A 23,097-nucleotide genomic window follows, 5' to 3' on the forward strand; every position below is an offset into this window, starting at 1 on the left:
GGCGCTGCCTCAGCTCTGTGATGCAGCTTTGGGAAGGATATCGTTGGCCACCATCTCGCCGAACGGGCTGACGTAACCGGCGCTTTTCGGCAGCTCGGGACGTTCGATATCCAGGTGTGGGAACAGCAGTTCGGCCACGCGATACGACTCTTCCAAGTGTGGATAGCCGGAGAAGATAAAGGTGTCGATGCCCAACGCTGCGTACTCCTTGACCCGGGCCGCCACGGTCGGACCATCGCCCACCAGCGCAGTGCCTGCCCCGCCGCGTACCAGGCCAACGCCCGCCCACAGGTTGGGACTGACTTCCAAGTTGTCGCGGCTGCCGCCATGCAAGGCCGCCATGCGTTGCTGGCCGACGGAATCGAAGCGCGCCAGGGAAGCCTGGGCACGGGCGATAGTGTCGTCGTCCAGGTGGGAGATCAGTTTGTCGGCGGCTTTCCAGGCTTCAGCGTTGGTTTCGCGCACAATCACATGCAGACGAATGCCGAAACGCACGGTGCGCCCCAGCTTCGCCGCCTTGGCCCGCACCTGTTCGATTTTTTCGGCAACGGCAGCCGGTGGCTCGCCCCAGGTCAGCACCATGTCCACTTGCTCAGCGGCCAGGTCCTGGGCCGCTTCCGAGGAACCGCCGAAGTACAGCGGCGGACGCGGTTGCTGGATCGGTGGGTAAAGCAGCTTGGCGCCTTTGACACTGATGTGCTGGCCGTCGTAATCCACGGTCTCGCCTTCCAGCACGCGCCGCCAGATGCGAGTGAATTCCACCGAGGCCTGGTAGCGCTCTTCGTGACTGAGGAACAAACCGTCGCCAGCCAATTCTTCCGGGTCGCCACCGGTCACCAGGTTGAACAACGCCCGGCCACCGGACAGGCGGTCGAGGGTCGCGGCCTGACGCGCCGCCACCGTCGGGGAAATGATCCCAGGGCGCAGCGCCACAAGGAATTTCAAACGCTGGGTCACCGGAATCAGCGAGGCGGCCACCAGCCACGAGTCTTCGCAGGACCGGCCGGTGGGGATCAATACCCCGCCAAAACCGAGACGGTCAGCGGCCTGGGCCACTTGTTGCAAATAACCGTGGTCGACGGCGCGAGCGCCTTCGGCGGTGCCAAGGTAATGGCCGTCGCCGTGAGTAGGCAGGAACCAGAAAATATTGAGGCTCATGGAGTTGTCTCCTGAAGAAGTCGAATTACGGCGCTTTGGCCACGGCGGCAGGTGGCGTCCAGATCACGTCCTTGATGCTCAAGGGTTTGGGGATCAATTTGAGTTGGTAGAAGCTGTCAGCGATTTTCTGCTGGGCCGCCACCACTTCCGGGGTCAGGAACAGCGCGCCGTAGCCTTGCCGCTTCACCGAAGTCAGGGTGATGTCGGCCGGCAAGCCAAGCAGCGGAGCGACTTGTTCGGTGACTTCCTGGGGGTTGGCCTTGGACCATTCGCCCACCGCGCGTACTTCTTCCACCAGCGCCTTGATCACTTCGGGGTGTTTTTCGGCATAGGGTTTGGTGGCCAGGTAGAACTGGTGGTTGTCGGCAATGCCGGTGCCGTCACGCAGGGTGCGCGCTTGCAGTTGTTTCTCGGCGGCGGCCTGATACGGGTCCCAGATAACCCAGGCGTCGACACTGCCACGCTCGAACGCGGCACGGGCATCGGCGGGCGGCAGGAATACGGTTTGTACATCGGTGTATTTCAGGCCGGCGTCTTCCAGGGCACGTACCAGCAGGTAGTGCACGTTCGAGCCTTTATTGAGCACAACTTTCTTGCCCTTGAGTTCGGCCACGGATTTGATCGGCGAATCTTTCGGTACCAGGATCGCTTCGCTGGTCGGCGCGGGCGGCTCGTAGGCAACGTAGAGCAAGTCGGCACCGGCCGCCTGGGCAAACACCGGCGGGGTCTCGCCGGTGACGCCGAAGTCGATGGAGCCCACGTTCAAGCCTTCGAGCAACTGCGGGCCGCCAGGGAACTCAGTCCATTGCACCTGCACGCCTTGGGCGGCCAGGCGTTTTTCCAGGGTGCCCTTGGCCTTGAGCAGCACCAGGGTGCCGTACTTCTGATAACCGATCCGCAGGGTTTCGGCGGCGTGGGCTTGAACGATGGCGCCGAAGGACACAGCCGCGGCAAACAGCGCGACCAGACCACGACGCAAGATGACAGTGCGCATGGCGCTCTCTCCAAAAATGCGATGAAGGGGTTGGCTGCACCTGCTTGGCCGTTGGCGGCTGAGTAAGGTGAGTACTTCTATATAGCGGTGAGGCTTACTTAAATGCTCCAGCGAGCACTCAACAAACGTTCATTCAACACATGCGGGTCCAGCGGTTTCGGGCGACGGGCCATGGCGCCATAAAGCGTCTCCAGGGCCTCGTGCAAACGGTGTTCGAGCACCGGCACCAACTGCGCCTGGGCACTGCCTTCGCCATAGGCGATCTGGCTGTCTTCGGCGAAAATCCCGTGGAGCAGCTCCTGGGCTTTCAATGCCGACAACACCGGCTTGAGCGCGTAGTCCACCGCCAACATGTGGGCGATGCTGCCGCCGGTCGCCATGGGCAGCACGATCTTGTGGGCCAGGGCGCGTTCCGGCAGCAGGTCGAGCACGGTCTTCAGCGCGCCGGAGAACGAGGCCTTGTACACCGGCGTGGCGATCACCAGGCCGTCTGCATTGGCCACCTGTTGCAGCAGGTCGATGACCTTGGGGCTGTCGAAGCGGGCGTGCAGCAAGTCTTCGGCCGGGAAGTCCCGTATCTGGTAACTCACGACTTCCACGCCTTTGTGTTGCAACCACTGACGGGTTTTATCCAGCAACACCCCGGAGCGCGAACGCTGGCTGGGACTGCCTCCAAGTGTTACGACCAGCATCTAGGAAATTCCTTAAGCAAGTGTCGGCGGTTCGCTGTGTGGCGATGGCGCCAAGATGGAACAGACCATATCAGCAGATTTATATATCTATAAATCTTATTTTTTCATTTGTTTATTCTTTAAATGCATAAAGCATAGATAAATTCACAGGCGAAAAAAAAGGCCGTCGAAACGGCCTGAAAACCCCTGCTATGTGTGACTTGAAATGCGCTCAACCTGTGGGAGGGGGCTTGCTCCCGATAGCAGCGTGTCAGTCGACACATTCAGTCCTGACGCTATCGGGAGCAAGCCCCCTCCCACATAGGTCCTGTGTCAGCGGTTGGGTTGCGGGGTGAGACGCAGGTATGGCTTCACCGCTCGATACCCCTTCGGAAAGCGCTTCTTGATCTCTTCCTCGTCCTTGAGCGACGGCACGATCACCACTTCATCGCCGTCCTGCCAGTTGGCGGGCGTCGCGACTTTGTAGTTGTCGGTCAGTTGCAACGAGTCGATCACCCGCAGGATTTCGTGGAAATTGCGACCGGTGCTGGCCGGGTAGGTGATGGTCAGGCGGATCTTCTTGTTCGGGTCGATCACGAACAAGGAACGTACGGTGAGGGTGTCACTGGCGTTCGGGTGGATCAAGTCGTAGAGGTCCGAGACCTTGCGGTCGGCATCGGCCAGGATCGGGAAGTTGACGATCGTGTGCTGGGTTTCGTTGATGTCTTCGATCCACTTGTGGTGCGAGTCCACCGGGTCTACCGACAGGGCGATGGCCTTGACGCCGCGCTTGGCGAATTCGTCCTTGAGCTTGGCGGTAAAGCCCAACTCGGTGGTGCACACCGGGGTGAAGTCTGCCGGGTGGGAAAACAACACCCCCCAGCTGTCGCCCAGCCATTCGTGGAAACGAATCTTGCCGGCGCTGGAATCCTGTTCGAAGTCGGGGGCGATGTCGCCCAGTCTTAGGCTCATGGTGTGGCTCCTGGTGAGTGCTATGGAGCCCACTGTGCATGCATTGTGGATAATTTAAAAAGAATAAATATCGATTTATCTAGATGATAATGGAATATTAAAAATCTGTTCATTGGACGCCGGAACGGGCAAGGAGCAACATCCATTTCAAGGTTTGAGAAGGCCTTGAGACGCTGTACGAAGAGGGGTTCAGGAAGGGCTTGCGGGGGTTGAGCCCGACTTGAAAAGCAAGACACCTTGCCCGGCGTTGCGCCGGGCAAGGTTTACAGTCTTACAACAGCGTTACGCTACTAGAACAGTGGCAGCGAATAGCTGACGATCAGGCGGTTTTCGTCCTGGTCACGTGCGGAAGCAATATCAGTACGCCACATTGCGTTTTTCCAAGCGACACCCAGGTTTTTCAGTGGGCCTTCTGGGATCACGTAGGCAACGGTGATATCACGCTCCCACTCGGACTGACCAGTGAACTCGGTACGGCTAGCGTTCACAGTGTCAATGTCACTGCCTTTGAGGTAAACAACACCGGCAGTCAGGCCAGGTACGCCGACTTTAGCGAAATCATAAGCGTAGCGAGCTTGCCAGGTGCGTTCGCCGGCACGGGCAAACTTCTGAATCTGCATGTCAGTGGTCAGGTAAGCCGACGAACCGTCGCCTTGGTTCAACCAAGGGAAGTCGCTGCTACCGTTGCTGACCTGGTAACCACCACCGAAGGTGTGACCGGCGACGGTGTACAGGAACAGGCCGCTGTACAGGTTGTTGTCAACCTTGCCCTTGCCACTGGTGACACCGTTGTAGTTACCGCTGCTGTAATAAGCAGGGGTGTTGCCGTTTTTGCCGTCGTCGGAGCTATTGAAGTAACGCAGGTCAGACTTCAAAACGCCCGGGCCGATTGCCCAGTTGTGGGTCAGACCCAGGAAGTGCTGCTTGTAGAAGTCTTCCAGGTTGCCGTAGTAGTACTGGGCGGTCAGGTCTTTGGTGAGCTTGTAGTCACCACCAGCGTAGTAGAACTTGTTGGTGAACTTGCCTGCGCTGTAGTTGGAGCTGCCGTTGGCACCGCCAATCGACAGGTTTTCGTTGTTGCTGGAGTTACGACCTTTGGCCTTTTCGACCTGACCAGCAACCAAGGTCAAATCCTTGATGTCGTTGGTAGTGATCTGGCCACCTTGGAAGGTTTGCGGCAGCAGACGACCATCGTTGGTCACGATAACTGGCAGCTTAGGCTGCAGGGTGCCCAGCTTCAGCTCGGTTTGGGAGATCTTGACCTTGCCGGTTACACCCAGGCTGGCGAAATCGTTGACGGCCTCGTTGCCATCGCTTGGGAATACAGTACCGCCCGAAAGCGTACCGTTGTAGTTCCCGTGTTCCGCGCGGCTGGAATCCAAGCGAACGCCGTACAGGCCAATAGCGTCAACACCGAACTGCACCGTACCTTGGGTGTAGCCCGAGATGAAACGCAGGTCAAAACCCTGGCCCCACTCCGCGTTTTTGCTGTGGCTGGTAGCCGTGTCAGCGCCATTGCGGTTATCAGTGTTGATGTAGAAGTTACGCGCACTCAGTGTGGCGTGGCTGTCTTCGATGAAACCGGCAGCGCCTGCTTGCTGAGCGATTACGCCCAAAGCTACAGACAGTGCCAAGGTGGACTTCTTCATGTACCGCTCCTCTCATTTCTAATTTTTGTATTTCTTTGGTCTCGGGTCTGACGCCCTCGATCCACAGATGCGCGATTAGCACCGGATAGTGACTGACAAGTCAATCGTAACCTTGTGTGTCTACTACCTTCGTCTAATCACAGTTGATTTGGTCCCTGCAGGGTAATGAGTTTTTCATACACCCAAAAAGAATTGTTTCATTCTTTTTCATACGATTTGGGAATAAGCCCTAGCATGGGGTGAGCGAGTCAGCGTAGACCAACTACTCCACGAGCTAATTCCTAAAGGGTATTTGTTAGCCTTTTTTTAGATCGCTTAGTGTGGCCGCGAGGTTGCATACGTCACCCACGATCAAAAAAGCGACGCCATCATGGCCAAACGCGCATCCTCCCGTCAATTTGTTACAGTTTTTGTATCGCTAATATTTTTTCCGGGATTAAAGCCGTCGTATGGAGCGTTCTGACCACGGCAGCCTAGTGCAATCTACCCACTGCCGCCTTGATCGTATCGGCTCAAATCAAGAATTCTGAAACTTTAGTAGGGGTTCACGGCAGCCAAATTGACGCACCCCAAGACCGGCTCGACAAAAACCATTACCCCCTCCTTGTCTCATTACGGCCTGCCTGTTGCACTGGCGCCTTTGGGGGCTGGGCACCAGACAAATCAACGGCGTGAACCTGAAATCCGCCGACCAGGTGGCCCAGAAAGACGGCCGGATGATGGATTTTAACCGACACAGAAAATCGCCAAACTGACAGGTTTAAACACCGCCGGTATCCCCGAACCGTTGGCCGGCCTTACATTCCAGAATGCACAGGCGCGACAAGCCGACGCCCCGCTTAAAGGGGACACGGCAAGGGTTTTGAAGGTATGGGGGAAGGGATCGATGCAGTGTGACCGACGTATTTATCAGCCCTGGACAGATCAAATGTGGGAGGGGGCTTGCTCCCGATTTCGGTAGTTCAGATCGACACTCATTGACTAATCCACCGCATCGGGAGCAAGCCCGCCCCACATTGCAACTTCATTCATCTATCGAGTCGGGCCTACAGGGCCTTCTCGAAAATCTTCGAGTTACGCTGATAGTTGTACAGTGACGCCCGTGCCGACGGTAGGCGGTCCACACTGCTCGGTACGAAACCGCGCTCACGGAACCAATGGGCCGTGCGCGTGGTGAGGACGAACAACGTCTTCAAGCCCTGCGCCCGGGCACGCGTCTCGATGCGCTCCAGCAGCTCATCACCACGGCCACCATGGCGGTACTCCGGGTTGACCGCCAGGCACGCCAGCTCCCCCGCGTCCGACTCCGCAATCTGATACAGCGCCGCACAGGCGATGATCATGCCTTCGCGCTCCACCACGCTGAATTGCTCGATCTCACGCTCCAGCACCTCCCGCGAGCGGCGCACCAGGATGCCCTGCTCTTCCAGCGGGCTGATCAAGTCAAGCAAGCCGCCGACGTCTTCAATCGCCGCTTCGCGCACCAGTTCGAATTGCTCCTGGGCCACCAGCGTACCGCCGCCGTCCCGGGTAAACAGTTCGGTGAGCAATGCGCCGTCTTCGGCGTAGCTGACGATATGGCTGCGCCCTACCCCGCCACGGCAGGCCTGGGCCGCTGCATCGAGCAATTCGGCCTGGTAGTTGCTGCTGCCCAGGCGTTGCAGGTGCGCCGGCACTTGTTGCGGGCGCAGTTCACGGACCAGGCGACCGTTTTCATCGATCAGGCCCAGGTCGGCGCCAAACAGCAGCAGCTTGTCGGCGCCCAGGTCGATGGCGGCACGGGTGGCGACGTCTTCGCAGGCCAGGTTGAAGATCTCGCCGGTGGGCGAATACCCCAGGGGCGACAACAGCACAATGGAGCGCTCGTCCAGCAGGCGATTGATGCCCTTGCGGTCGACCCGGCGCACTTCGCCGGTGTGGTGGTAGTCCACGCCTTCGAGCACGCCGATCGGCCGCGCGGTGACCAGGTTGCCGCTGGCCACCCGCAGGCGCGAACCCTGCATCGGCGACGAGGCCATGTCCATGGACAGCCGCGCCTCGATAGCGATACGCAGGTGGCCGACCGCATCGATCACGCATTCCAGTGTTGCGGCATCGGTGATGCGCAAACCATCGTGGTAAGCCGGGGTCAGGCCGCGTGCTTCAAGGCGTGCTTCGATCTGCGGGCGCGAACCGTGCACCAGCACCAGGCGCACGCCCAGGCTGTGAAGCAGCACCAGGTCGTGGACGATATTGCCGAAATTCGGGTGTTCCACACCGTCGCCGGGCAGCATGACCACAAAGGTGCAGTCGCGGTGGGCGTTGATGTAGGGCGAAGCGTGACGAAGCCAATTGACGTATTCGGGCATGGAACCTGGGCCTGTAATAAAAAGCAGCCGAAAAAGGATGAGTCGTGAAAACGCACAGCGGGCTGATGGTTATCGTCGGAACAGGCTTGGCGACACGCTCGCTCTCCTTATGTACGAATGGACGGGGGTTAATTTATGCAGGTTTGAGGCAGTAATGCTCGATCAGCTCACGCAATAGACGCACTGTAGGCGTCAAGCGTGACATTTCGAGGTACTCGCCCGGCTGGTGGGCACAAGCGATATCGCCGGGGCCCAATACCAGGGTTTCACAACCAAGGCGCTGAAGATAAGGCGCTTCGGTGCCAAACGCTACTGCTTCGGCACGATGACCGGTCAATCGTTCCGCTACCCGCACCAGCTCGGCGTCTTCGGCCTGTTCGAACGGCGGCACTTCGGGGAACAACGGCGCGTAGTCGATCTTGACTTGATGGCGTTCGGCGAGCGGTTCGAGTCTCTGCCGGATGGCGGCGCGCAACGCCTGGGGGTCCATGCCCGGCAGGGGCCGCAGGTCAAATTCCAGGGAACACTGGCCACAGATGCGGTTGGGATTGTCGCCGCCATGGATGCAGCCGAAATTCAGGGTCGGCTGCGGCACACTGAATTGCGGGTTGCGGTACTCGCGCTGCCAGGCCAGGCGCAGGCCGCGCAATTCGCCGATGGCATCGTGCATGGCCTCAAGGGCGCTGTGGCCCAGGCTCGGGTCTGACGAATGGCCGCTTTGGCCGAGAATATCGATGCGCTCCATCATCACGCCTTTGTGCAGGCGGATCGGCTTGAGGCCGGTCGGCTCGCCAATCACCGCCGCACGCCCCAGCGGGCGCCCGGCGGCCGCCAAGGCACGGGCGCCAGACATGGAGCTCTCTTCATCACAGGTGGCGAGGATCAGCAGCGGCTGCTTGAACGGCTGCTCCAGCAGCGGCAACACCGCTTCGATGGCCAGCGCGAAGAAACCCTTCATGTCACAACTGCCCAATCCGACCCAGCGGCCATCGACTTCCGTCAGCTTGAGGGGGTCGGTCTTCCACAGCGCCGGGTCATAAGGAACGGTGTCACTATGACCTGCCAGCACCAAGCCACCCGGGCCGCTGCCGAAACTGGCCAACAGGTTGAACTTGCCGGGGCTGACGGGCTGGATGTCGATGGCGAATCCCAGGTCGCCCAGCCAACTGGCGAGCAGATCGATCACCGGGCGATTGCTCTGGTCGAGAGACGCCTGGGTACAACTGACCGACGGCGCGGCAATCAAGGCGGCGAATTGCTCTTTCATGGACGGCAACGGCATGCGCGGTCTCCCTACTTCCCGGATGAACCTCACTATAGAGGCATCTGCACGACACAATAAACCGTTGCGGCGCGCTGCCGGGCTCAGTCCTGTACACTGCACGACCTTGGCAGCCACTCTTTTCCCCGGCTGCGCTCCCGATCCTGGATTTTCCGGCCATGCAGAAAGAAACCGAAATCAAGCTCCGCGTCAGCCGCGAAACACTCGCCGCGCTGCGTGAGCACCCGCTACTGAAAAAACGCAACAAAAGTGGCTGGGAACGCCGTGAGTTGATGAACCAGTATTTCGACACCCCCGAGCGCGACCTGGCCCAGGCCAAGGTTGCCCTGCGCCTGCGCAAGGACGGTGACGACATTATCCAGACCCTCAAGACCCGTGGCCAAAGCGTCGCTGGCTTGTCGGAACGTAACGAATACAACTGGGAATTGCCCAAAGCCAAGCTCGACGTCAAGAAACTCGACGGCGAATGCTGGCCCGAGCAACTGGCCGAGCTGGACAAGAAAACCCTCAAGCCAATCTTCACCACCGACTTCGTGCGCGAACGCGCCGAAATCGCTTGGGGCCGCGGCAAAGCCAAGGTGGTGATCGAAGCCGCCCTGGACCTGGGCCATGTGGTGGCTGGCAAGCAGAAAGAAGAAATCTGCGAGCTGGAACTGGAACTGCGTGAAGGCGAACCGTCCGCCCTGCTGGAGCTGGCCGCTGAACTGGCTGAGACCCTGGCCCTGATGCCGTGTGATATCAGCAAGGCTGAGCGCGGCTACCGCCTGTACGACGCCAGCAGCTACTCACTGAGCCTACCGGCGCCCCAATTGCAGGCTGAAATGCCGCTGGACGACGCCTTCGCCGCGATCATGTGGCACCTGCTGGGCAGCAGCCAGCGCCTGGCCGAGCAATACCGCTTCAATGGCCACTGGCGCCTGTTGCAAGACTGGGTCGACAACCTCGGCGAACTGCGTGCCCTGCTTGGCAGCCTCGGCCAGGCCGCCCCGCGCCAATCCACCAGCGAACTGCGCAGCGCCCTCGACGCCCTGCTGGAAGACTGGCGCCCGCTGGTCCAGGCCGGTGATGACGACGAAGACATTCGCAAAGCCGCGCCGGAACAGTTCGCTGAAGAATTGACTGACGTACGCTGGGGCCTGTTCTCGCTGAACACCTCCCGCTGGTTGCTGAACCGCACCTGGACCGCCGACCGCAACGTACGCGGCAACCGTCAGGGTGCTGCGCAAATCACCAACTGGCTGCCGCGCCTGCTGGCCGAAGATGCCGTCGCCCTGCAACTGCCGCGCTACCAGCAGCAACCGGAAGACCTCGCCGAGCAACTGCCGCGCATCGAACGCATCCAGGCCTGGCTGCACCATGCACGCCAGGTGGTGGACATCCCGGAGCTGGACCGTTTGTACGGCGAGCTGAACAAACTGGCACAACTGGCCAACCAGCCGATCACCGATGAATCGCTGGATGCGCGCATGCATCAGGCCATCGCGGTGTATCAGAACCGTGCCTGGAAAACCCTGCTGCGTCTGTAAATCGCCATCGGGGACCCCTCCCACATTTGCAAATGCAATCAAATGTGGGAGGCGCTTACCCCCGACAAGGCCGGTACGGTCAACGCAATACTGGCAGGCTAGTGGTCGACTTGATCTCGGACAGTGCCACAATCGAGTTGACCTCCTGAATCCCCGGCACCATCGACAACTTCTCAAAGAAAAACCGCTCGTACGCCTCGATATCCGAGGTGACGATACGCAGCAGAAAATCCACCGCCCCCATCAGCACATAACACTCCAGCACTTCCGGAAAGCCGCGGATCGCCTCGGTAAACTCAGTGAAGTTGGATCGCCCGTGGGCGTTGAGTTTGACCTCGGCAAAAATCTGCGTATTGAGGCCGATTTTCTTGCGATCCAACAGGGTGACCTGGCCGCGGATCACCCCTTCCTCCTTGAGCCGCTGGATGCGCCGCCAGCAAGGTGACTGGGACAGCCCGACCTGTTCGGCGATCTGCGCGCTGGAGAGCGAAGCATCCTCCTGCAGCAAGGCCAGGATGCGGCGATCATAGACGTCCAACTCGCTACGCATAAAACAACCTGCTTAGTGGCTTACATTGAATAGAATTATTCGAGTACGCGTGAATATTGCCCATTTTAGATAAGAAATCTCCGTTGGCGAATGTAAAAATTTCTCCAGTCGAAACTGGAGAGCCAACATGCACGCCGTTGAAACCACCCATTCCGTTTGCCGCGTCGATGCCTGGGCCGTCGATAGTGCTCACTGCCAGGCGCATTATCAGATCGTCGCCGAGGCTGAGCCGGATGTGCTGTGCCGGGTACTCAACTATTTCGCGTTGCAGTTCCTGACTCCGCGCCAGGTCAATGTGAACCGGCAGGAAGACCTGCTGACCCTCGATATCGTGATGGATGGCCTGAGCTGGCACCGTGCCCAGGTGATTGGTGAAAAGATTCGAAACCTGATCAGCGTGTGCACGCTCGAGGTTTGGCCTGCCGATGCCGTGCGGCCCCAGGCGCTGGCGGCGGGAGCCCAGTAAAAGCCTGCAATACACATCGGGAGGAGGAAAACTGGCGGCTGACTAGCCTGGGATCACGCCTCCCAGGAAACGCCTCATGCCCGTTGATCATCGATTGGAATTGCACCCGTTGTTGCCGGCCCTGCTCGAAGAAGGGCTGATCACGCCTGACATGGCACAGCGCCTGGCGACGCTGCCGGCCAGCGACACCCAGCACCCACTGGAACACATCGCGGCCCTGGGCCCTTGCCTGGAAACCCTGACCCAATGGCTTGCCCGACACACCGGGCAAGCCTACCTGCGTATCGACCCCCTGAAAATCGACGTGGCAACCGTGGTGCCGCTGATGTCCCACGCCTTTGCCCAACGCCACGCCATCCTGGCGGTGGCCGTGGACGCGCAGAGCGTCACCATCGCCAGCGCCCAACCCCATGTCACCGCCTGGGAAGCCGGGCTGGCGCAGGTGCTCAAGCGCTCGATCAAGCGGGTGGTCGCCAATCCCCAGGATATCCAGCGTTGTATCGCGGAGTTCTACCGGCTAGCCAAGTCGGTCAGCGGCGCGGATCTCAAGATGGCAGCGCCGGGCCATTTCGACCTGCTCAACCTCGGCAGCGGCGACCAGGAGCCGGACGCCAACGACGCGCACATCGTCAACATTGTCGACTGGCTGCTGCAGTACGCGTTCGGCCAACGCGCCAGTGATATCCATGTCGAACCGTGCCGGGACCAGGGCCGGGTGCGCTTTCGCATCGATGGGTTGCTGCATGATGTCTATCAATTTCCGTCCCAGGTAACGGTGGCCGTGGTCAGCCGCCTGAAAAGCCTCGGACGGATGAACGTGGCGGAGAAACGCAAACCCCAGGACGGCCGGGTCAAGACCAAAAGCCCGGCGGGCGCCGAAGTGGAGCTGCGCCTGTCGACCTTGCCCACGGCGTTCGGCGAGAAACTGGTGATGCGGATTTTCGACCCCCAGGTGCTACTCAAGGACTTCGATCAGTTGGGCTTACCCACCGAAGACCAGCGACGCTGGCACACCATGGTTCGCCAGACCAGTGGCATCATCCTGGTCACCGGCCCTACCGGCTCGGGCAAGACCAGCACCCTTTACACCACGCTCAAGCAACTGGCGACCCGCGAGGTCAACCTGTGCACGGTGGAAGACCCCATCGAGATGGTCGAGCCGGCGTTCAACCAGATGCAGGTGCAGTCCAATATCGACCTGACCTTCGCCAGCGGTATCCGTGCCCTGCTGCGCCAGGACCCGGACATCATCATGATCGGCGAGATTCGCGACAGGGAAACCGCCGAAATGGCGATTCAGGCTGCATTGACGGGGCACCTGGTACTGTCGACGCTGCACACCAACGATGCACCCAGCGCTATCAGCCGTTTACAGGAACTAGGAATTGCTCATTATTTGATCAAAGCTACGCTGATTGGAGTGATGGCGCAGCGCCTGGTGCGGCTGTTGTGCCCGCACTGCAAGCGTGTCGCGGATGAGCGCTACGAAGCTGTGGGCTGCGCGCAGTGCCGAGACAGCGGTTACCGAGGCAGGGCCGGCGTGTACGAAATCATGGTCATGGACGAAACGCTCAAAGCGTTGATCACCCCCGGCGCCGATGTGCAGGCCTTGCGCCGGGCCGCGCTCAAACAAGGCATGTGCAGCCTGCGTATCGCCGGCCTGCGCAAGGTCAACGCCGGGCTGACCACACTGGCTGAAGTATTACGAGTAACGCCCGGGGATTCAGATACAAATCCTTTGCTTGTCGAACCGTGAAATCGTTCTTATCCGTGACAACACCGCTACAATCGGCCGAACGTCGTTTCACTGACACCAACAGATAGGGAATCGCTATGCAGATCGGAACCGTACTGCTTCTTTTCGTGGGTTTGGCTGTCGCCATTCTCTTCATGGGTTTCAAGGTCGTGCCCCAAGGCTACCAGTGGACCGTGGAGCGTTTCGGGCGCTACACCAACACGCTCAAGCCGGGCCTCAACATCATCATCCCGGTCATGGACCGTATCGGTCGCAAGATCAACGTGATGGAAAGCGTGCTGGATATCCCTCCCCAGGAAGTGATCACCGCCGACAACGCCACCGTGCAGATCGACGCCGTGTGCTTCTTCCAGGTGGTCAACACCGCCCAGGCGGCCTACGAGGTGAACAACCTCGAGCATGCTATCCGCAACCTGCTGCAAACCAATATCCGTACCGTCCTCGGCTCCATGGAGCTGGACGCCATGCTCAGCCAACGTGACGGCATCAACGAAAAACTGCTGCGCACGGTCGACGAAGCCACCGCGCCGTGGGGCATCAAGATCACCCGGATCGAGATCAAGGACATCAGCCCACCTGCGGACCTGATGGCCGCCATGTCCGGCCAGATGAAAGCCGAGCGGATCAAGCGTGCACAGATTCTGGAGGCCGAGGGCCTGCGGGCGTCGGCGATCCTGACCGCCGAAGGCAAGAAGCAGGCACAGATCCTTGAAGCCGAAGGTGGCCGCCAGGCTGCGTTCCTGGAATCCGAAGCCCGTGAGCGTCAGGCTGAAGCGGAGGCTCGTGCGACCCAGGTCGTTTCCGAAGCGATCGCCACCGGTAACGTGCAGGCCATCAACTACTTCGTCGCGCAAAAATACATCGACGCCCTGGGCAAGCTGGCTTCGGCCAATAACAGCAAAGTGATCCTGATGCCGCTGGAAGCCAGCCAGGTAATCGGTGCAGTCGGTGGTATCGGCGAGATCGTCAAGGCCACGTTCGATAACAAGAAAGGCTGAGGCGATCGACATGTGGGATTTCCTGCAGCATCTATCGTTCTGGGATTGGCTGGCGCTGGGCACTGTGTTGTTGATTCTTGAGGTGTTCGGCGCCGGGGGTTATCTGCTGTGGATGGGGATCGCCGCCGCCGCCGTGGGCGTGATCAAGTTCCTGGTACCGCCGCTCGGGCTGGAATGGCAACTGCTGCTGTTCGCCCTCCTGTCGATCCTGACGGCGGTGTATTGGTGGAAACGCCAACGCAGCAGCGCCAAGGCCAGCGACCAGCCGGGGCTGAACATGCGCGGCTCCGAGCTGATCGGCCGCACCTTCATAGTGCATCAGGCAATTGTCGATGGGCGCGGCAAGATAAAAGTCGGTGATGGCGTATGGATCGTGACCGGCCCGGATATGCCTGTAGGCGCTCAAGTACGGGTCGTTGGCCAGGATGGCGCGATTCTGAAAGTTGAAACTGTTTAGTCAGTGATGGAACTCGGCTGGGCTAACCACAATCATAATGTACAGATAACCCACCCGGAGTCACCCATCATGCGTCTCAAATATGCTGTCGCAACCCTCGCTGTGCTTTCCCTCCCCGTCGGCTCAGCCATGGCCGACAGTTTCTGGCGCAATGTCATCTCCTCGGGCGCGACTACCGGCTCGACTTACCTGACATTCAAGGACCATAAGTTGGTGGTTGCCGCCCAGGACGACGCCGGCAGCTTCGTTGCCAGCGACGGCGGCATCCGTGGCCCGTACCTGGAGGCTGCGATGCAGAAGGTCCGTGCCGATAACCCTGGCCTGAAAGCCACGGACATGGAACTGGCCAATGCCATCCTGGCGAAAAACGCCATCGCTTCCGAGTAATACTGCCCCATGAAAAATGCCGCTTTTGAAGCGGCATTTTTTTGCGCCGATATCCTACAGCCAGAGCTGGTAATTCATTAGCCAATGGCGCCGGCTTCGCCCATGAATGCCAGAGAAGTCCTGTTCACGCTAGATCCCCCTCCGCAACAAGCTATCGATCCCCTTTTACATCAAAGTGAATCGACGACCATGCAAAAGCTGTCCTTCGCCCTGTTACTCGCCGCGACCGCCAGCCCTACCACCCAGGCGGAAGGCTGGTATGGTTCGGCAAAACTCAACAGCGCCCGCCAGGACCTTGCCAATGCTCTGCTGACCAGCCCCCGTGTCACCGCGCGGGTAGACGGCCCCAACAACGCCAAAACGTTCACCGGCTCCTTCGCGGCCGGTTACGCGCTCAGGGAAGGCTGGCGCCTGGAGGGCGAATACACCCTGCCTGGCAACTCGACGTTCAAGTCCTATTGGGCGCCTTTCAACGCCAACGTCAACAGCCTGCACACACGAAGCCAGCGTTTAATGCTCAATGGCTACAAAGACATTCCGATCACCCCCTGGCTGTCGTTTTACGGCATGGCCGGCGTGGGCGCAGCGCGGATTGACGCCAACGGTACCCAGGCCAACGACACCCGGCGCTTCGCCAGTCACCGCCAGTACAATCTCGCCTATAGCGTTGGCCTGGGACTGGACGCCAAGGTCAGTGACGAAACAACCCTGGGGGTGGGCTATCGCTATGTGGGCATGGGCAATGTTGAAACCGGCTACAACACCTTTGCCAACCGCATAAACGCACGGGATGAACAGCTCAAGGGCAAGCTCAAGGAGCAGAATCTGTTTCTTGAAACTCGAATGGCCTTCTGACCCTTATTGTCGAGATGCGGCCCACCGGGCGGATCTTTTTGCAACGGCTGACGATTCATTCACAGGCGACAGGCTATATTCAGTCGAGCCGTGCAACCATGCCGGTACTGATCCATTTTTTCTCATCGTCTATCTGAAACGGATGCCTTCGTCGTCATGAGCCAACAGCCCTTTCTGCCGTTTTCCAAACCCACCATCGATGAAGCCACCATCTCGGCGGTCGGCGATGTACTGCGCTCGGGCTGGATCACCAGCGGGCCGAAAGTGCAGGCATTCGAGGCACAGCTGTCGGAATACTTTGGCGGCCGCCCCGTGCGCACCTTCAACTCAGGCACCTGCACCATGGAGATCGCCTTGCGCATCGCCGGTATCGGGCCTGGCGATGAAGTCATCACCACACCGATCTCCTGGGTCGCCACGGCCAACGTGATTCTCGAAGTGGGCGCCACACCGGTGTTTGCCGACATTGACCCGGTGACCCGCAATATCGACCTGGCCCAGGTGGAAGCGGCCATCACCCCGCGTACCAAAGCGATCATCCCTGTGTACCTGGCGGGCTTGCCCGTGGACATGCCGCTGCTTTACGCGCTGGCCAACAAATACAACCTGCGCATCGTCGAAGACGCTGCCCAGGCCCTGGGTTCCAGCTGGGATGGCGAGCGCATTGGGGCCACGGGTGACTTTGTGTCCTTCAGCTTCCAGGCCAACAAGAACATCACCTCCTCCGAGGGGGGTTGCCTGGTGTTGAACAACACCGAGGAAGCCCGCCTGGCGGAAAAGTATCGCTTGCAGGGGGTGACCCGAACCGGCTTCGACGGCCTGGACGTGGACGTGTTGGGCGGCAAGTTCAACATGACTGATATCGCTGCTGCCATCGGCCTGGGGCAATTTGCCCATATCGAGAAGATCACCGCCCATCGCCGGCACCTGGCACAGCACTACTTCAAGTGCTTCGGCAGTGACTTTGAAGAGAAGTACGGCGCGCAACTGCCGCCGCCGGACTTTGAAAACAGCAACTGGCACCTGTTCCAACTGGTGCTGCCGGAACGTCAGGACGGCCTGCCCGCCCGCGCCACCTTCATGGAGCAGATGCAAGCCCTTGGCGTCGGCATTGGCTATCACTACCCGCCGATCCACCTGTTGAGCCTGTATCGGGCACAGGGCTTCAAGGAAGGCATGTTCCCGGTGGCGGAGCGTGTTGGGCGTTTGATCGTGTCGTTGCCGATGTTCACGGCGATGACAGAGGCGGATGTGGAGCGGTCGGTAGCGGCAGTGAAGGCTGTGTTGAAACGCTGAATGCCTGTTGCAGGAGCCGGGTGACCGGCTCCTGCAGCGGAATCACTCGCCGATGGCGGCCTTGTAGGCAGCAGCATCGAACAGTTTGGCCAGGTCGGCATCAACGCTGCTTGGCTTGAGCTTGAAGATCCAGGCACCGTAAGGGTCGGAGTTCAGCAACTCAGGGCTGCCGCCCAGCTCTTCGTTAACCGCAATCACTTCGCCGGCAACTGGCGAGTAGATATCAGACGCCGCTTTAACCGACTCCACGACACCCGCCGTGTCACCCGCCGCAAACACTTTGCCAACCTCGGCCAACTCAACAAACACCACATCACCCAACGCTTCCTGGGCATGGTCGGAGATCCCGACGGTCACAGTACCGTCAGCTTCCAGACGCGCCCATTCGTGACTTTCGGCAAAACGCAGGTCGGCAGGGATATTGCTCATAGTCTGTGTCCTCAAGAAGAAATGTCAGCAGCCTTTGGCCTGCCGGAAAAGTTAGATCAAGGTTTTGCCATGGCGCACGAAGGTCGGTTTGACCACTCGAACCGGGTACCACTTGCCGCGGATTTCCACTTCGGCCCGATCGGCAGTCGCCATCGGTACGCGCGCCAGGGCAATGGATTTGCTCAGCGTAGGAGAGAAACTACCACTGGTGATCTCTCCTTCGCCAACATTGGCGATACGAACCACTTGGTGAGCGCGTAAAACCCCACGCTCTTCCAGCACCAAGCCGACCAATTTGGTCTGCACACCGGCCCCCAGTTCGGCTTCCAGCGCGGCGCGGCCGATGAAACGGCGCTCGGCCGGCTCCCACGCAATGCTCCAGGCCATGTTGGCCGCCAGGGGCGAAACGTCTTGGTGGATATCCTGCCCATACAGGTTCATGCCCGCTTCCAGGCGCAAGGTATCGCGGGCGCCGAGGCCGATAGGAGAAATACCGGCGCCCACCAGGTCGTTGAAAAAACCCGGCGCCTGGTCGGCAGGCAGGACAATCTCCAGGCCGTCTTCGCCGGTGTAACCGGTACGGGCGATAAACCAATCACCGTCGGCCTGGCCTTCGAAGGGCTTGAGCTGATGAATCAGGGTGCCGCGGGACTGGGTAACCAGCTCGGCAATCTTCTGCCGGGCATGGGGGCCTTGAATCGCGAGCATGGCCAATTCGGGCCGCTCGAGCAATTGCGCCTGGTAGGTGCCCAACTGAGCCTGCATCCAGGCCATATCCTGATCGCGGGTAGCGGCATTGACCACCAGCCGATAACCGGTTTCGGTGCGGTAGACGATCATGTCGTCCACCACCCCACCCTGCTCGTTGAGCATGGCGCTGTACAACGCACGGCCGCAGCCCTGCAGACGATCGACATCATTGGCCAGCAGGTGCTGGAGCCATTCCTTGGCCTCGGGGCCTGTGACATCGATCACGGTCATATGAGATACATCGAACACCCCGCAGTCGCGCCGCACCTGATGGTGCTCTTCAACTTGCGAGCCGTAGTGCAGAGGCATATCCCAACCGCCAAAATCGACCATTTTCGCGCCTAGGGCGAGATGCAGGTCATACAGAGGCGTACGCTGTCCCATGGGTTTCTCCTTCCGGGCTTGGCGAAGGTGCGTAAGGTTGCCGTTCGCGCTGCAAACCTTGAATTACAAGGCCTGCAGCCACGTACAGCGACCCGACCCGAAAGACGGACCGCACCGAATGCCGCGCATTGTAGCCGCAAGCTGTAGGACTGGCACCTAGCCGATTTGTCGGGCGGAGCGACGGATCAGCCCGATCACCGGCAGCAAGCCCACCAACACCAGGGTCAGCGCCGGCAAGGAAGCCCGCGCCCACTCCCCTTCACTGGTCATTTCAAAAATCCGCACCGCCAGGGTGTCCCAGCCAAACGGGCGCATCAGCAGGGTGGCGGGCATTTCCTTGAGCACGTCGACGAACACCAGCAACGCAGCGCTCAGGGTCCCGGGCAGCAGCAACGGCAGATACACCTTGCAAAACAGTCGTGGGCCGCTCACCCCAAGACTGCGCGCCGCCTCCGGCAACGATGGACGGATTCGTGCCAGGCTGTTTTCCAGCGGCCCGTAGGCCACCGCGAGGAAGCGCACCAAGTACGCCAGCAGCAGTGCCGACAGGCTGCCGAGCAACAACGGCTTGCCCGCACCGCCGAGCCAGCCCGACAGCGGCACCACCAACTCACGGTCCAGGTAGCTGAATGCCAACATCATCGACACCGCCAGCACCGAGCCCGGCAAGGCATAACCGACATTCGCCAGGCTGATGCCGGAGCGAATTGCCCTGGTCGGCGCCAAGCGATTGGCGAACGCCAGAATCAACGCCACGCTGACCGTGATCAGCGCGGCGGTACCGCCCAGGTACAGCGTGTGGACGATCAGGCCGGTATAGCGTTCATCCAGGTCGAACCGACCGCGCTGCCAGAACCAGGCAACCAGTTGCAGCACCGGAATGACAAACGCACAGCCGAACACCAATCCACACCAGGCACTGGCCGCCGCCGCCTTGAACCCGCGCAGGTGGTACAGCGCCTTGCCGCGCGGTCGTTCATTGCTCGGTCGGCTGGCGCCCCGGGCTCGCCGTTCGCCGTACAGCACCAGCATCACCACCAACAGCAACAGGCTGGCCAGTTGGGCCGCGCTGGAGAGGCTGAAAAAGCCGTACCAGGTCTTGTAGATGGCGGTGGTGAAGGTATCGAAGTTGAACACCGAGACCGCACCAAAATCCGCCAGGGTTTCCATCAATGCCAGCGCCACGCCGGCGCCAATCGCCGGTCGCGCCATGGGCAAGGCCACGCGCCAGAACGCCTGCCATGGCGATTGCCCAAGCATGCGCGCGGCTTCCATCAGGCCCTTGCCCTGAGCCAGGAAGGCGGTGCGCGCCAGCAGGTAGACGTAGGGATAGAACACCAGCACCAAAACAATGACCACGCCGCCCGTGGAGCGCACACGCGGCCAGCGTAGGCCCGTGCCGAACCAGTCGCGCAGCAGGGTCTGCACCGGGCCGGAGAAGTCCAGCAAGCCGACAAATACGAACGCCAGCACATACGCAGGAATCGCGAAGGGCAACATCAGCGCCCAGTCCAGCCAGCGCCGCCCGGGAAACTCGCAGAGGCTGGTCAGCCAGGCCAGGCTTACGCCCAACAGGGTCACGCCAATACCGACGCCCAGCACCAGGATCAGGGTATTGCCCAGCAAGCGCGGCATCTGGGTTTCCCAGAGGTGGGACCAGATCTGCCCATCGATGCTTTGCCAGGACAGCAACAGCACGCTCAGCGGCAGCAGCACCAGCGCGGCGACGATAAAGACCGGCGCGTACCAGCGACGTTGGGCGGGGTGGACCAAGAGCAAATTCCCAGGGAAGAGTATCTAAAGGCAGACACAAAAGGGGCGGCGTTTACACCTTCAGTTCCAGCCAGCGCGATCCATCAGGCGAATGGCCTCGGCCTGGCGCTTGCCCGCGACTTCCACCGGCAAGGTATCGGCCACGAACTTGCCCCAGGTCGCGACTTCGGCAGACGGTGGCACCGCCGGGTTGGCCGGGAATTCCTGGTTCACGTCGGCGAAGATCTTCTGTGCCTCAGGTGTGGTCATCCATTCCACCAAGGCCTTGGCGGCTTCCGGGTGCGGCGCATGCTTGGTCAGGCCGATACCGGACAGGTTCACATGCACGCCACGGTCGCCCTGGTTGGGCCAGAACAACTTCACCGCCAGGTCCGGCTTCTGCTTATGCAGGCGGCCGAAGTAGTACGTGTTGACGATACCCACGTCGCACTGCCCGGCGTTGATCGCTTCGAGCACGGCGATGTCATCGGAGAACACGTCGGTGGACAGGTTGTTGACCCAGCCCTTGACGATTTCTTCGGTCTTGGCCGCGCCATGGGTTTCGATCAGGGTGGCGGTCAGCGACTGGTTGTAGACTTTTTTCGCCGTGCGCAGGCACAGGCGGCCTTCCCATTGTTTGTCGGCCAGGGCTTCGTAAGTCGTCAGGTCGCCGGGTTTGACCCGGTCGGTGGAGTAGGCGATGGTCCGCGCGCGCAAGCTCAAGCCGGTCCAGGCATGGGCCGACGAGCGATATTGAAGAGGGATGTTCTTGTCGATCACTGGGGAGGTGAACGGTTGCAGGATGCCCATTTGCTCAGCCTGCCAGAGGTTGCCGGCGTCGACGGTGAGCAGCAGGTCGGCAGTGGCGTTTTCGCCCTCGGCCTTGATGCGCTGCATCAACGGGGCTTCCTTATCGGTGATGAACTTCACCTGCACGCCGGTCTTTTGGGTGTAGGCGTCGAATACCGGCTTGATCAGTTCGTCGATGCGCGAGGAGTAGACCACGACTTCGTCGGCCGCCTGCACGGTGGTGCTGCCGATAAGGGTTAGGGCCAGGGCAGTCAGGAGGCGCTTGGGTGCCAACATGGGTGCGGTCTCTCATATGCAAATTGAAAGCAAATGATAGGGACTCACATTTGGCAGCTCAATCAAACACTCAGCGGAGGCGTTACCAGATGTTGCACGGCGCCTTCAGGGCCGTGCCAACTCTGGTAGATCCCCAGTCAGGCCAAGGGCCTGACGCACGAATACCGCCTTGGCTTCCGGCATTTGATCAACCATTTTCAACCCGGCATTACGCAACCAGCGCAACGGCAGTTGATCGGCCTGGAACAAGCGCTCGAAGCCTTCCATCGCCGCCATCAACGCCAGGTTGTGCGGCATGCGCCGACGCTCGTAACGGCTCAGCACTTTCACATCCGCCAGGCGTTCGCCACGTTCAGTCGCCGACAACAGCACCTCGGCCAGGACCGCCGCGTCGAGGAAGCCCAGGTTCACGCCCTGCCCGGCCAACGGGTGGATGACGTGTGCGGCGTCGCCGATCAACGCCAGGCCTTCGGCCACATAGCGCTTGGCATGGCGTTGGCGCAATGGCACACAGACACGCGGATCAGCGCTGAGCACCGTGCCGAGTCGGCCTTCAAAGGCGCGTTCCAGCTCACGGCAAAAGCTTTCATCCTCAAGTGCCATCAGGCGTGCGGATTCAGCCGGCGTGGTCGACCAGACGATCGAGCACCAGTCTTCCTGACCATCGCGCACCAATGGCAAGAAGGCCAGCGGACCGGTATCGGTAAAGCGCTGCCAGGCGGTGCGCTGGTGCGGCTGGCTGCTGCGCACGCTGGTGACAATCGCGTTATGCAGGTAATCCCACTCGCGGGTCGCGGTGCCAGTCAGGCGGCGTACGGCGGAATTGGCGCCATCGGCGGCCACCACCAGCGGCGCGCGCAATTTGCGGCCATCGGCCAGGGTCAGCAGCCAGTCATCGCCGGAGCGGCGCATTTGCTCCAGGCGTGCATTGGCCAGCAGGCCGAGGTCACAGTCATGCAGGCGATCAAGCAGGGCATCCTGGACCACACGGTTTTCGACGATATGCCCGAGCACTTCGGCATGCACGCTGGCCGCCGAAAAGTGGACCTGCCCGGTGCCGCTGCCGTCCCACACCTGCATCTCTGCGTAAGGGCTGGCGCGGCGGTCGACGATGCCGTCCCACACGCCCAGGCGCTCGAGGATGCGCTGGCTGGCGGCCGACAAGGCGCTGACCCGCGGCTCGAAGGCGGCGTCACGTTCGAACGGCTTGACGCTCAACGGGCTGCCGTCCAGCAGCAGCACCTGCAGGCCACTGCCCTGCAACGCCAGCGCCAGGGCGCTTCCGACCATTCCGGCCCCGACAATCAGCACATCTGCGCGCATGTCCATGC

Annotated in this window: 21 protein-coding genes; 8 read left to right on the plus strand and 13 right to left on the minus strand. The window is 60.5% G+C overall.

Going from position 1 to position 23,097, the window contains the following annotated elements:
- Positions 1–9: 9 nt before the first annotated feature.
- From ssuD to argE, 7 genes are all read right to left on the minus strand, one after another.
- Entirely contained in the window at positions 10–1,158 is a 1,149-nt protein-coding gene (gene ssuD, locus AB7933_RS31955) for an FMNH2-dependent alkanesulfonate monooxygenase (protein ID WP_024077980.1), read from the minus strand.
- A 25-nt stretch (positions 1,159–1,183) separates the two neighbouring features.
- On the minus strand, positions 1,184–2,152 hold the full coding sequence (locus tag AB7933_RS31960) for a sulfonate ABC transporter substrate-binding protein (protein WP_024077981.1): 969 nt from the start codon (positions 2,150–2,152) through the stop codon (positions 1,184–1,186).
- A 98-nt stretch (positions 2,153–2,250) separates the two neighbouring features.
- Positions 2,251–2,844: an NADPH-dependent FMN reductase gene (gene ssuE, locus AB7933_RS31965; RefSeq protein ID WP_024077982.1), complete on the minus strand. Its 594-nt coding sequence runs from the start codon at positions 2,842–2,844 to the stop codon at positions 2,251–2,253.
- 312 nt (positions 2,845–3,156) lie between these two features.
- Complete coding sequence (locus AB7933_RS31970) at positions 3,157–3,795, minus strand: peroxiredoxin (protein WP_024077983.1); 639 nt, start codon at positions 3,793–3,795, stop codon at positions 3,157–3,159.
- A 290-nt stretch (positions 3,796–4,085) separates the two neighbouring features.
- Complete coding sequence (locus AB7933_RS31975; protein ID WP_024077984.1) at positions 4,086–5,444, minus strand: OprD family porin; 1,359 nt, start codon at positions 5,442–5,444, stop codon at positions 4,086–4,088.
- A gap of 1,046 nt (positions 5,445–6,490) precedes the next feature.
- A complete protein-coding gene (gene argA, locus AB7933_RS31980) occupies positions 6,491–7,792 on the minus strand; it encodes an amino-acid N-acetyltransferase (RefSeq protein ID WP_024077985.1) in 1,302 nt (433 codons plus the stop codon).
- 133 nt (positions 7,793–7,925) lie between these two features.
- The gene (gene argE / locus AB7933_RS31985) at positions 7,926–9,074 is read right to left on the minus strand and encodes an acetylornithine deacetylase (RefSeq protein ID WP_024077986.1); all 1,149 of its coding nucleotides are present in this window, start codon (positions 9,072–9,074) and stop codon (positions 7,926–7,928) included.
- Between the two features lie 158 nt (positions 9,075–9,232).
- On the opposite strand from argE, the gene AB7933_RS31990 reads away from it, so the two are divergent.
- Positions 9,233–10,600 carry an inorganic triphosphatase gene (locus AB7933_RS31990; protein ID WP_024077987.1) on the plus strand — a complete coding sequence of 456 codons (1,368 nt, stop codon included), beginning with the start codon at positions 9,233–9,235 and terminating at the stop codon, positions 10,598–10,600.
- A 79-nt stretch (positions 10,601–10,679) separates the two neighbouring features.
- On the opposite strand, the gene AB7933_RS31995 is transcribed toward AB7933_RS31990, so the two are convergent.
- Complete coding sequence (locus AB7933_RS31995; protein ID WP_024077988.1) at positions 10,680–11,150, minus strand: Lrp/AsnC family transcriptional regulator; 471 nt, start codon at positions 11,148–11,150, stop codon at positions 10,680–10,682.
- 127 nt (positions 11,151–11,277) lie between these two features.
- On the opposite strand from AB7933_RS31995, the gene AB7933_RS32000 reads away from it, so the two are divergent.
- From AB7933_RS32000 to AB7933_RS32030, 7 genes are all read left to right on the plus strand, one after another.
- Complete coding sequence (locus tag AB7933_RS32000; RefSeq protein ID WP_024077989.1) at positions 11,278–11,616, plus strand: hypothetical protein; 339 nt, start codon at positions 11,278–11,280, stop codon at positions 11,614–11,616.
- A gap of 76 nt (positions 11,617–11,692) precedes the next feature.
- Entirely contained in the window at positions 11,693–13,372 is a 1,680-nt protein-coding gene (locus tag AB7933_RS32005) for a GspE/PulE family protein (protein ID WP_024077990.1), read from the plus strand.
- Between the two features lie 77 nt (positions 13,373–13,449).
- Entirely contained in the window at positions 13,450–14,370 is a 921-nt protein-coding gene (locus AB7933_RS32010; protein ID WP_024077991.1) for an SPFH domain-containing protein, read from the plus strand.
- 10 nt (positions 14,371–14,380) lie between these two features.
- On the plus strand, positions 14,381–14,827 hold the full coding sequence (locus tag AB7933_RS32015; RefSeq protein WP_024077992.1) for an NfeD family protein: 447 nt from the start codon (positions 14,381–14,383) through the stop codon (positions 14,825–14,827).
- Positions 14,828–14,896: 69 nt separating this feature from the next.
- Positions 14,897–15,214: a DUF2388 domain-containing protein gene (locus tag AB7933_RS32020; protein ID WP_041161049.1), complete on the plus strand. Its 318-nt coding sequence runs from the start codon at positions 14,897–14,899 to the stop codon at positions 15,212–15,214.
- 189 nt (positions 15,215–15,403) lie between these two features.
- On the plus strand, positions 15,404–16,069 hold the full coding sequence (locus tag AB7933_RS32025; RefSeq protein WP_024077994.1) for an outer membrane protein: 666 nt from the start codon (positions 15,404–15,406) through the stop codon (positions 16,067–16,069).
- A 156-nt stretch (positions 16,070–16,225) separates the two neighbouring features.
- Positions 16,226–17,365 (plus strand): DegT/DnrJ/EryC1/StrS family aminotransferase, encoded by a 1,140-nt coding sequence (locus tag AB7933_RS32030; RefSeq protein ID WP_024077995.1) that lies wholly within the window; start codon positions 16,226–16,228, stop codon positions 17,363–17,365.
- A gap of 42 nt (positions 17,366–17,407) precedes the next feature.
- Here the strand turns inward: AB7933_RS32030 and gcvH are convergent, their stop codons facing one another.
- The 5 genes from gcvH to AB7933_RS32055 form a co-directional block, all read right to left on the minus strand.
- Positions 17,408–17,794 carry a glycine cleavage system protein GcvH gene (gene gcvH, locus AB7933_RS32035; RefSeq protein WP_024077996.1) on the minus strand — a complete coding sequence of 129 codons (387 nt, stop codon included), beginning with the start codon at positions 17,792–17,794 and terminating at the stop codon, positions 17,408–17,410.
- Positions 17,795–17,845: 51 nt separating this feature from the next.
- On the minus strand, positions 17,846–18,928 hold the full coding sequence (gcvT, locus tag AB7933_RS32040; protein WP_024077997.1) for a glycine cleavage system aminomethyltransferase GcvT: 1,083 nt from the start codon (positions 18,926–18,928) through the stop codon (positions 17,846–17,848).
- Positions 18,929–19,084: 156 nt separating this feature from the next.
- Positions 19,085–20,701, minus strand: a complete 1,617-nt coding sequence (locus AB7933_RS32045; RefSeq protein WP_024077998.1) for an ABC transporter permease — start codon at positions 20,699–20,701, stop codon at positions 19,085–19,087.
- Positions 20,702–20,761: 60 nt separating this feature from the next.
- Positions 20,762–21,766: an extracellular solute-binding protein gene (locus AB7933_RS32050; protein WP_024077999.1), complete on the minus strand. Its 1,005-nt coding sequence runs from the start codon at positions 21,764–21,766 to the stop codon at positions 20,762–20,764.
- A gap of 105 nt (positions 21,767–21,871) precedes the next feature.
- On the minus strand, positions 21,872–23,089 hold the full coding sequence (locus tag AB7933_RS32055) for a 2-octaprenyl-3-methyl-6-methoxy-1,4-benzoquinol hydroxylase (RefSeq protein WP_168233073.1): 1,218 nt from the start codon (positions 23,087–23,089) through the stop codon (positions 21,872–21,874).
- Between the last annotated feature and the right edge of the window lie 8 nt (positions 23,090–23,097).

Source organism: Pseudomonas gorinensis (assembly GCF_042015035.1).
In the GTDB taxonomy this organism is placed as follows: domain Bacteria; phylum Pseudomonadota; class Gammaproteobacteria; order Pseudomonadales; family Pseudomonadaceae; genus Aquipseudomonas; species Aquipseudomonas gorinensis.

Coding starts and splice junctions, on each gene's coding strand:
- AB7933_RS31960 (WP_024077981.1), bottom strand. CDS start 2,152: ATGCGCACTGTCATCTTGCGTCGTGGTCTGGTCGCGCTGTTTGCCGCG.
- AB7933_RS31995 (WP_024077988.1), bottom strand. CDS start 11,150: ATGCGTAGCGAGTTGGACGTCTATGATCGCCGCATCCTGGCCTTGCTG.
- AB7933_RS32005 (WP_024077990.1), top strand. CDS start 11,693: ATGCCCGTTGATCATCGATTGGAATTGCACCCGTTGTTGCCGGCCCTG.
- AB7933_RS32050 (WP_024077999.1), bottom strand. CDS start 21,766: ATGTTGGCACCCAAGCGCCTCCTGACTGCCCTGGCCCTAACCCTTATC.
- AB7933_RS32055 (WP_168233073.1), bottom strand. CDS start 23,089: ATGCGCGCAGATGTGCTGATTGTCGGGGCCGGAATGGTCGGAAGCGCC.
- ssuE (WP_024077982.1), bottom strand. CDS start 2,844: ATGCTGGTCGTAACACTTGGAGGCAGTCCCAGCCAGCGTTCGCGCTCC.
- AB7933_RS32020 (WP_041161049.1), top strand. CDS start 14,897: ATGCGTCTCAAATATGCTGTCGCAACCCTCGCTGTGCTTTCCCTCCCC.
- AB7933_RS31975 (WP_024077984.1), bottom strand. CDS start 5,444: ATGAAGAAGTCCACCTTGGCACTGTCTGTAGCTTTGGGCGTAATCGCT.
- AB7933_RS32010 (WP_024077991.1), top strand. CDS start 13,450: ATGCAGATCGGAACCGTACTGCTTCTTTTCGTGGGTTTGGCTGTCGCC.
- argA (WP_024077985.1), bottom strand. CDS start 7,792: ATGCCCGAATACGTCAATTGGCTTCGTCACGCTTCGCCCTACATCAAC.
- AB7933_RS31970 (WP_024077983.1), bottom strand. CDS start 3,795: ATGAGCCTAAGACTGGGCGACATCGCCCCCGACTTCGAACAGGATTCC.
- argE (WP_024077986.1), bottom strand. CDS start 9,074: ATGCCGTTGCCGTCCATGAAAGAGCAATTCGCCGCCTTGATTGCCGCG.
- AB7933_RS32025 (WP_024077994.1), top strand. CDS start 15,404: ATGCAAAAGCTGTCCTTCGCCCTGTTACTCGCCGCGACCGCCAGCCCT.
- gcvH (WP_024077996.1), bottom strand. CDS start 17,794: ATGAGCAATATCCCTGCCGACCTGCGTTTTGCCGAAAGTCACGAATGG.
- gcvT (WP_024077997.1), bottom strand. CDS start 18,928: ATGGGACAGCGTACGCCTCTGTATGACCTGCATCTCGCCCTAGGCGCG.
- AB7933_RS32015 (WP_024077992.1), top strand. CDS start 14,381: ATGTGGGATTTCCTGCAGCATCTATCGTTCTGGGATTGGCTGGCGCTG.
- ssuD (WP_024077980.1), bottom strand. CDS start 1,158: ATGAGCCTCAATATTTTCTGGTTCCTGCCTACTCACGGCGACGGCCAT.
- AB7933_RS32000 (WP_024077989.1), top strand. CDS start 11,278: ATGCACGCCGTTGAAACCACCCATTCCGTTTGCCGCGTCGATGCCTGG.
- AB7933_RS31990 (WP_024077987.1), top strand. CDS start 9,233: ATGCAGAAAGAAACCGAAATCAAGCTCCGCGTCAGCCGCGAAACACTC.
- AB7933_RS32030 (WP_024077995.1), top strand. CDS start 16,226: ATGAGCCAACAGCCCTTTCTGCCGTTTTCCAAACCCACCATCGATGAA.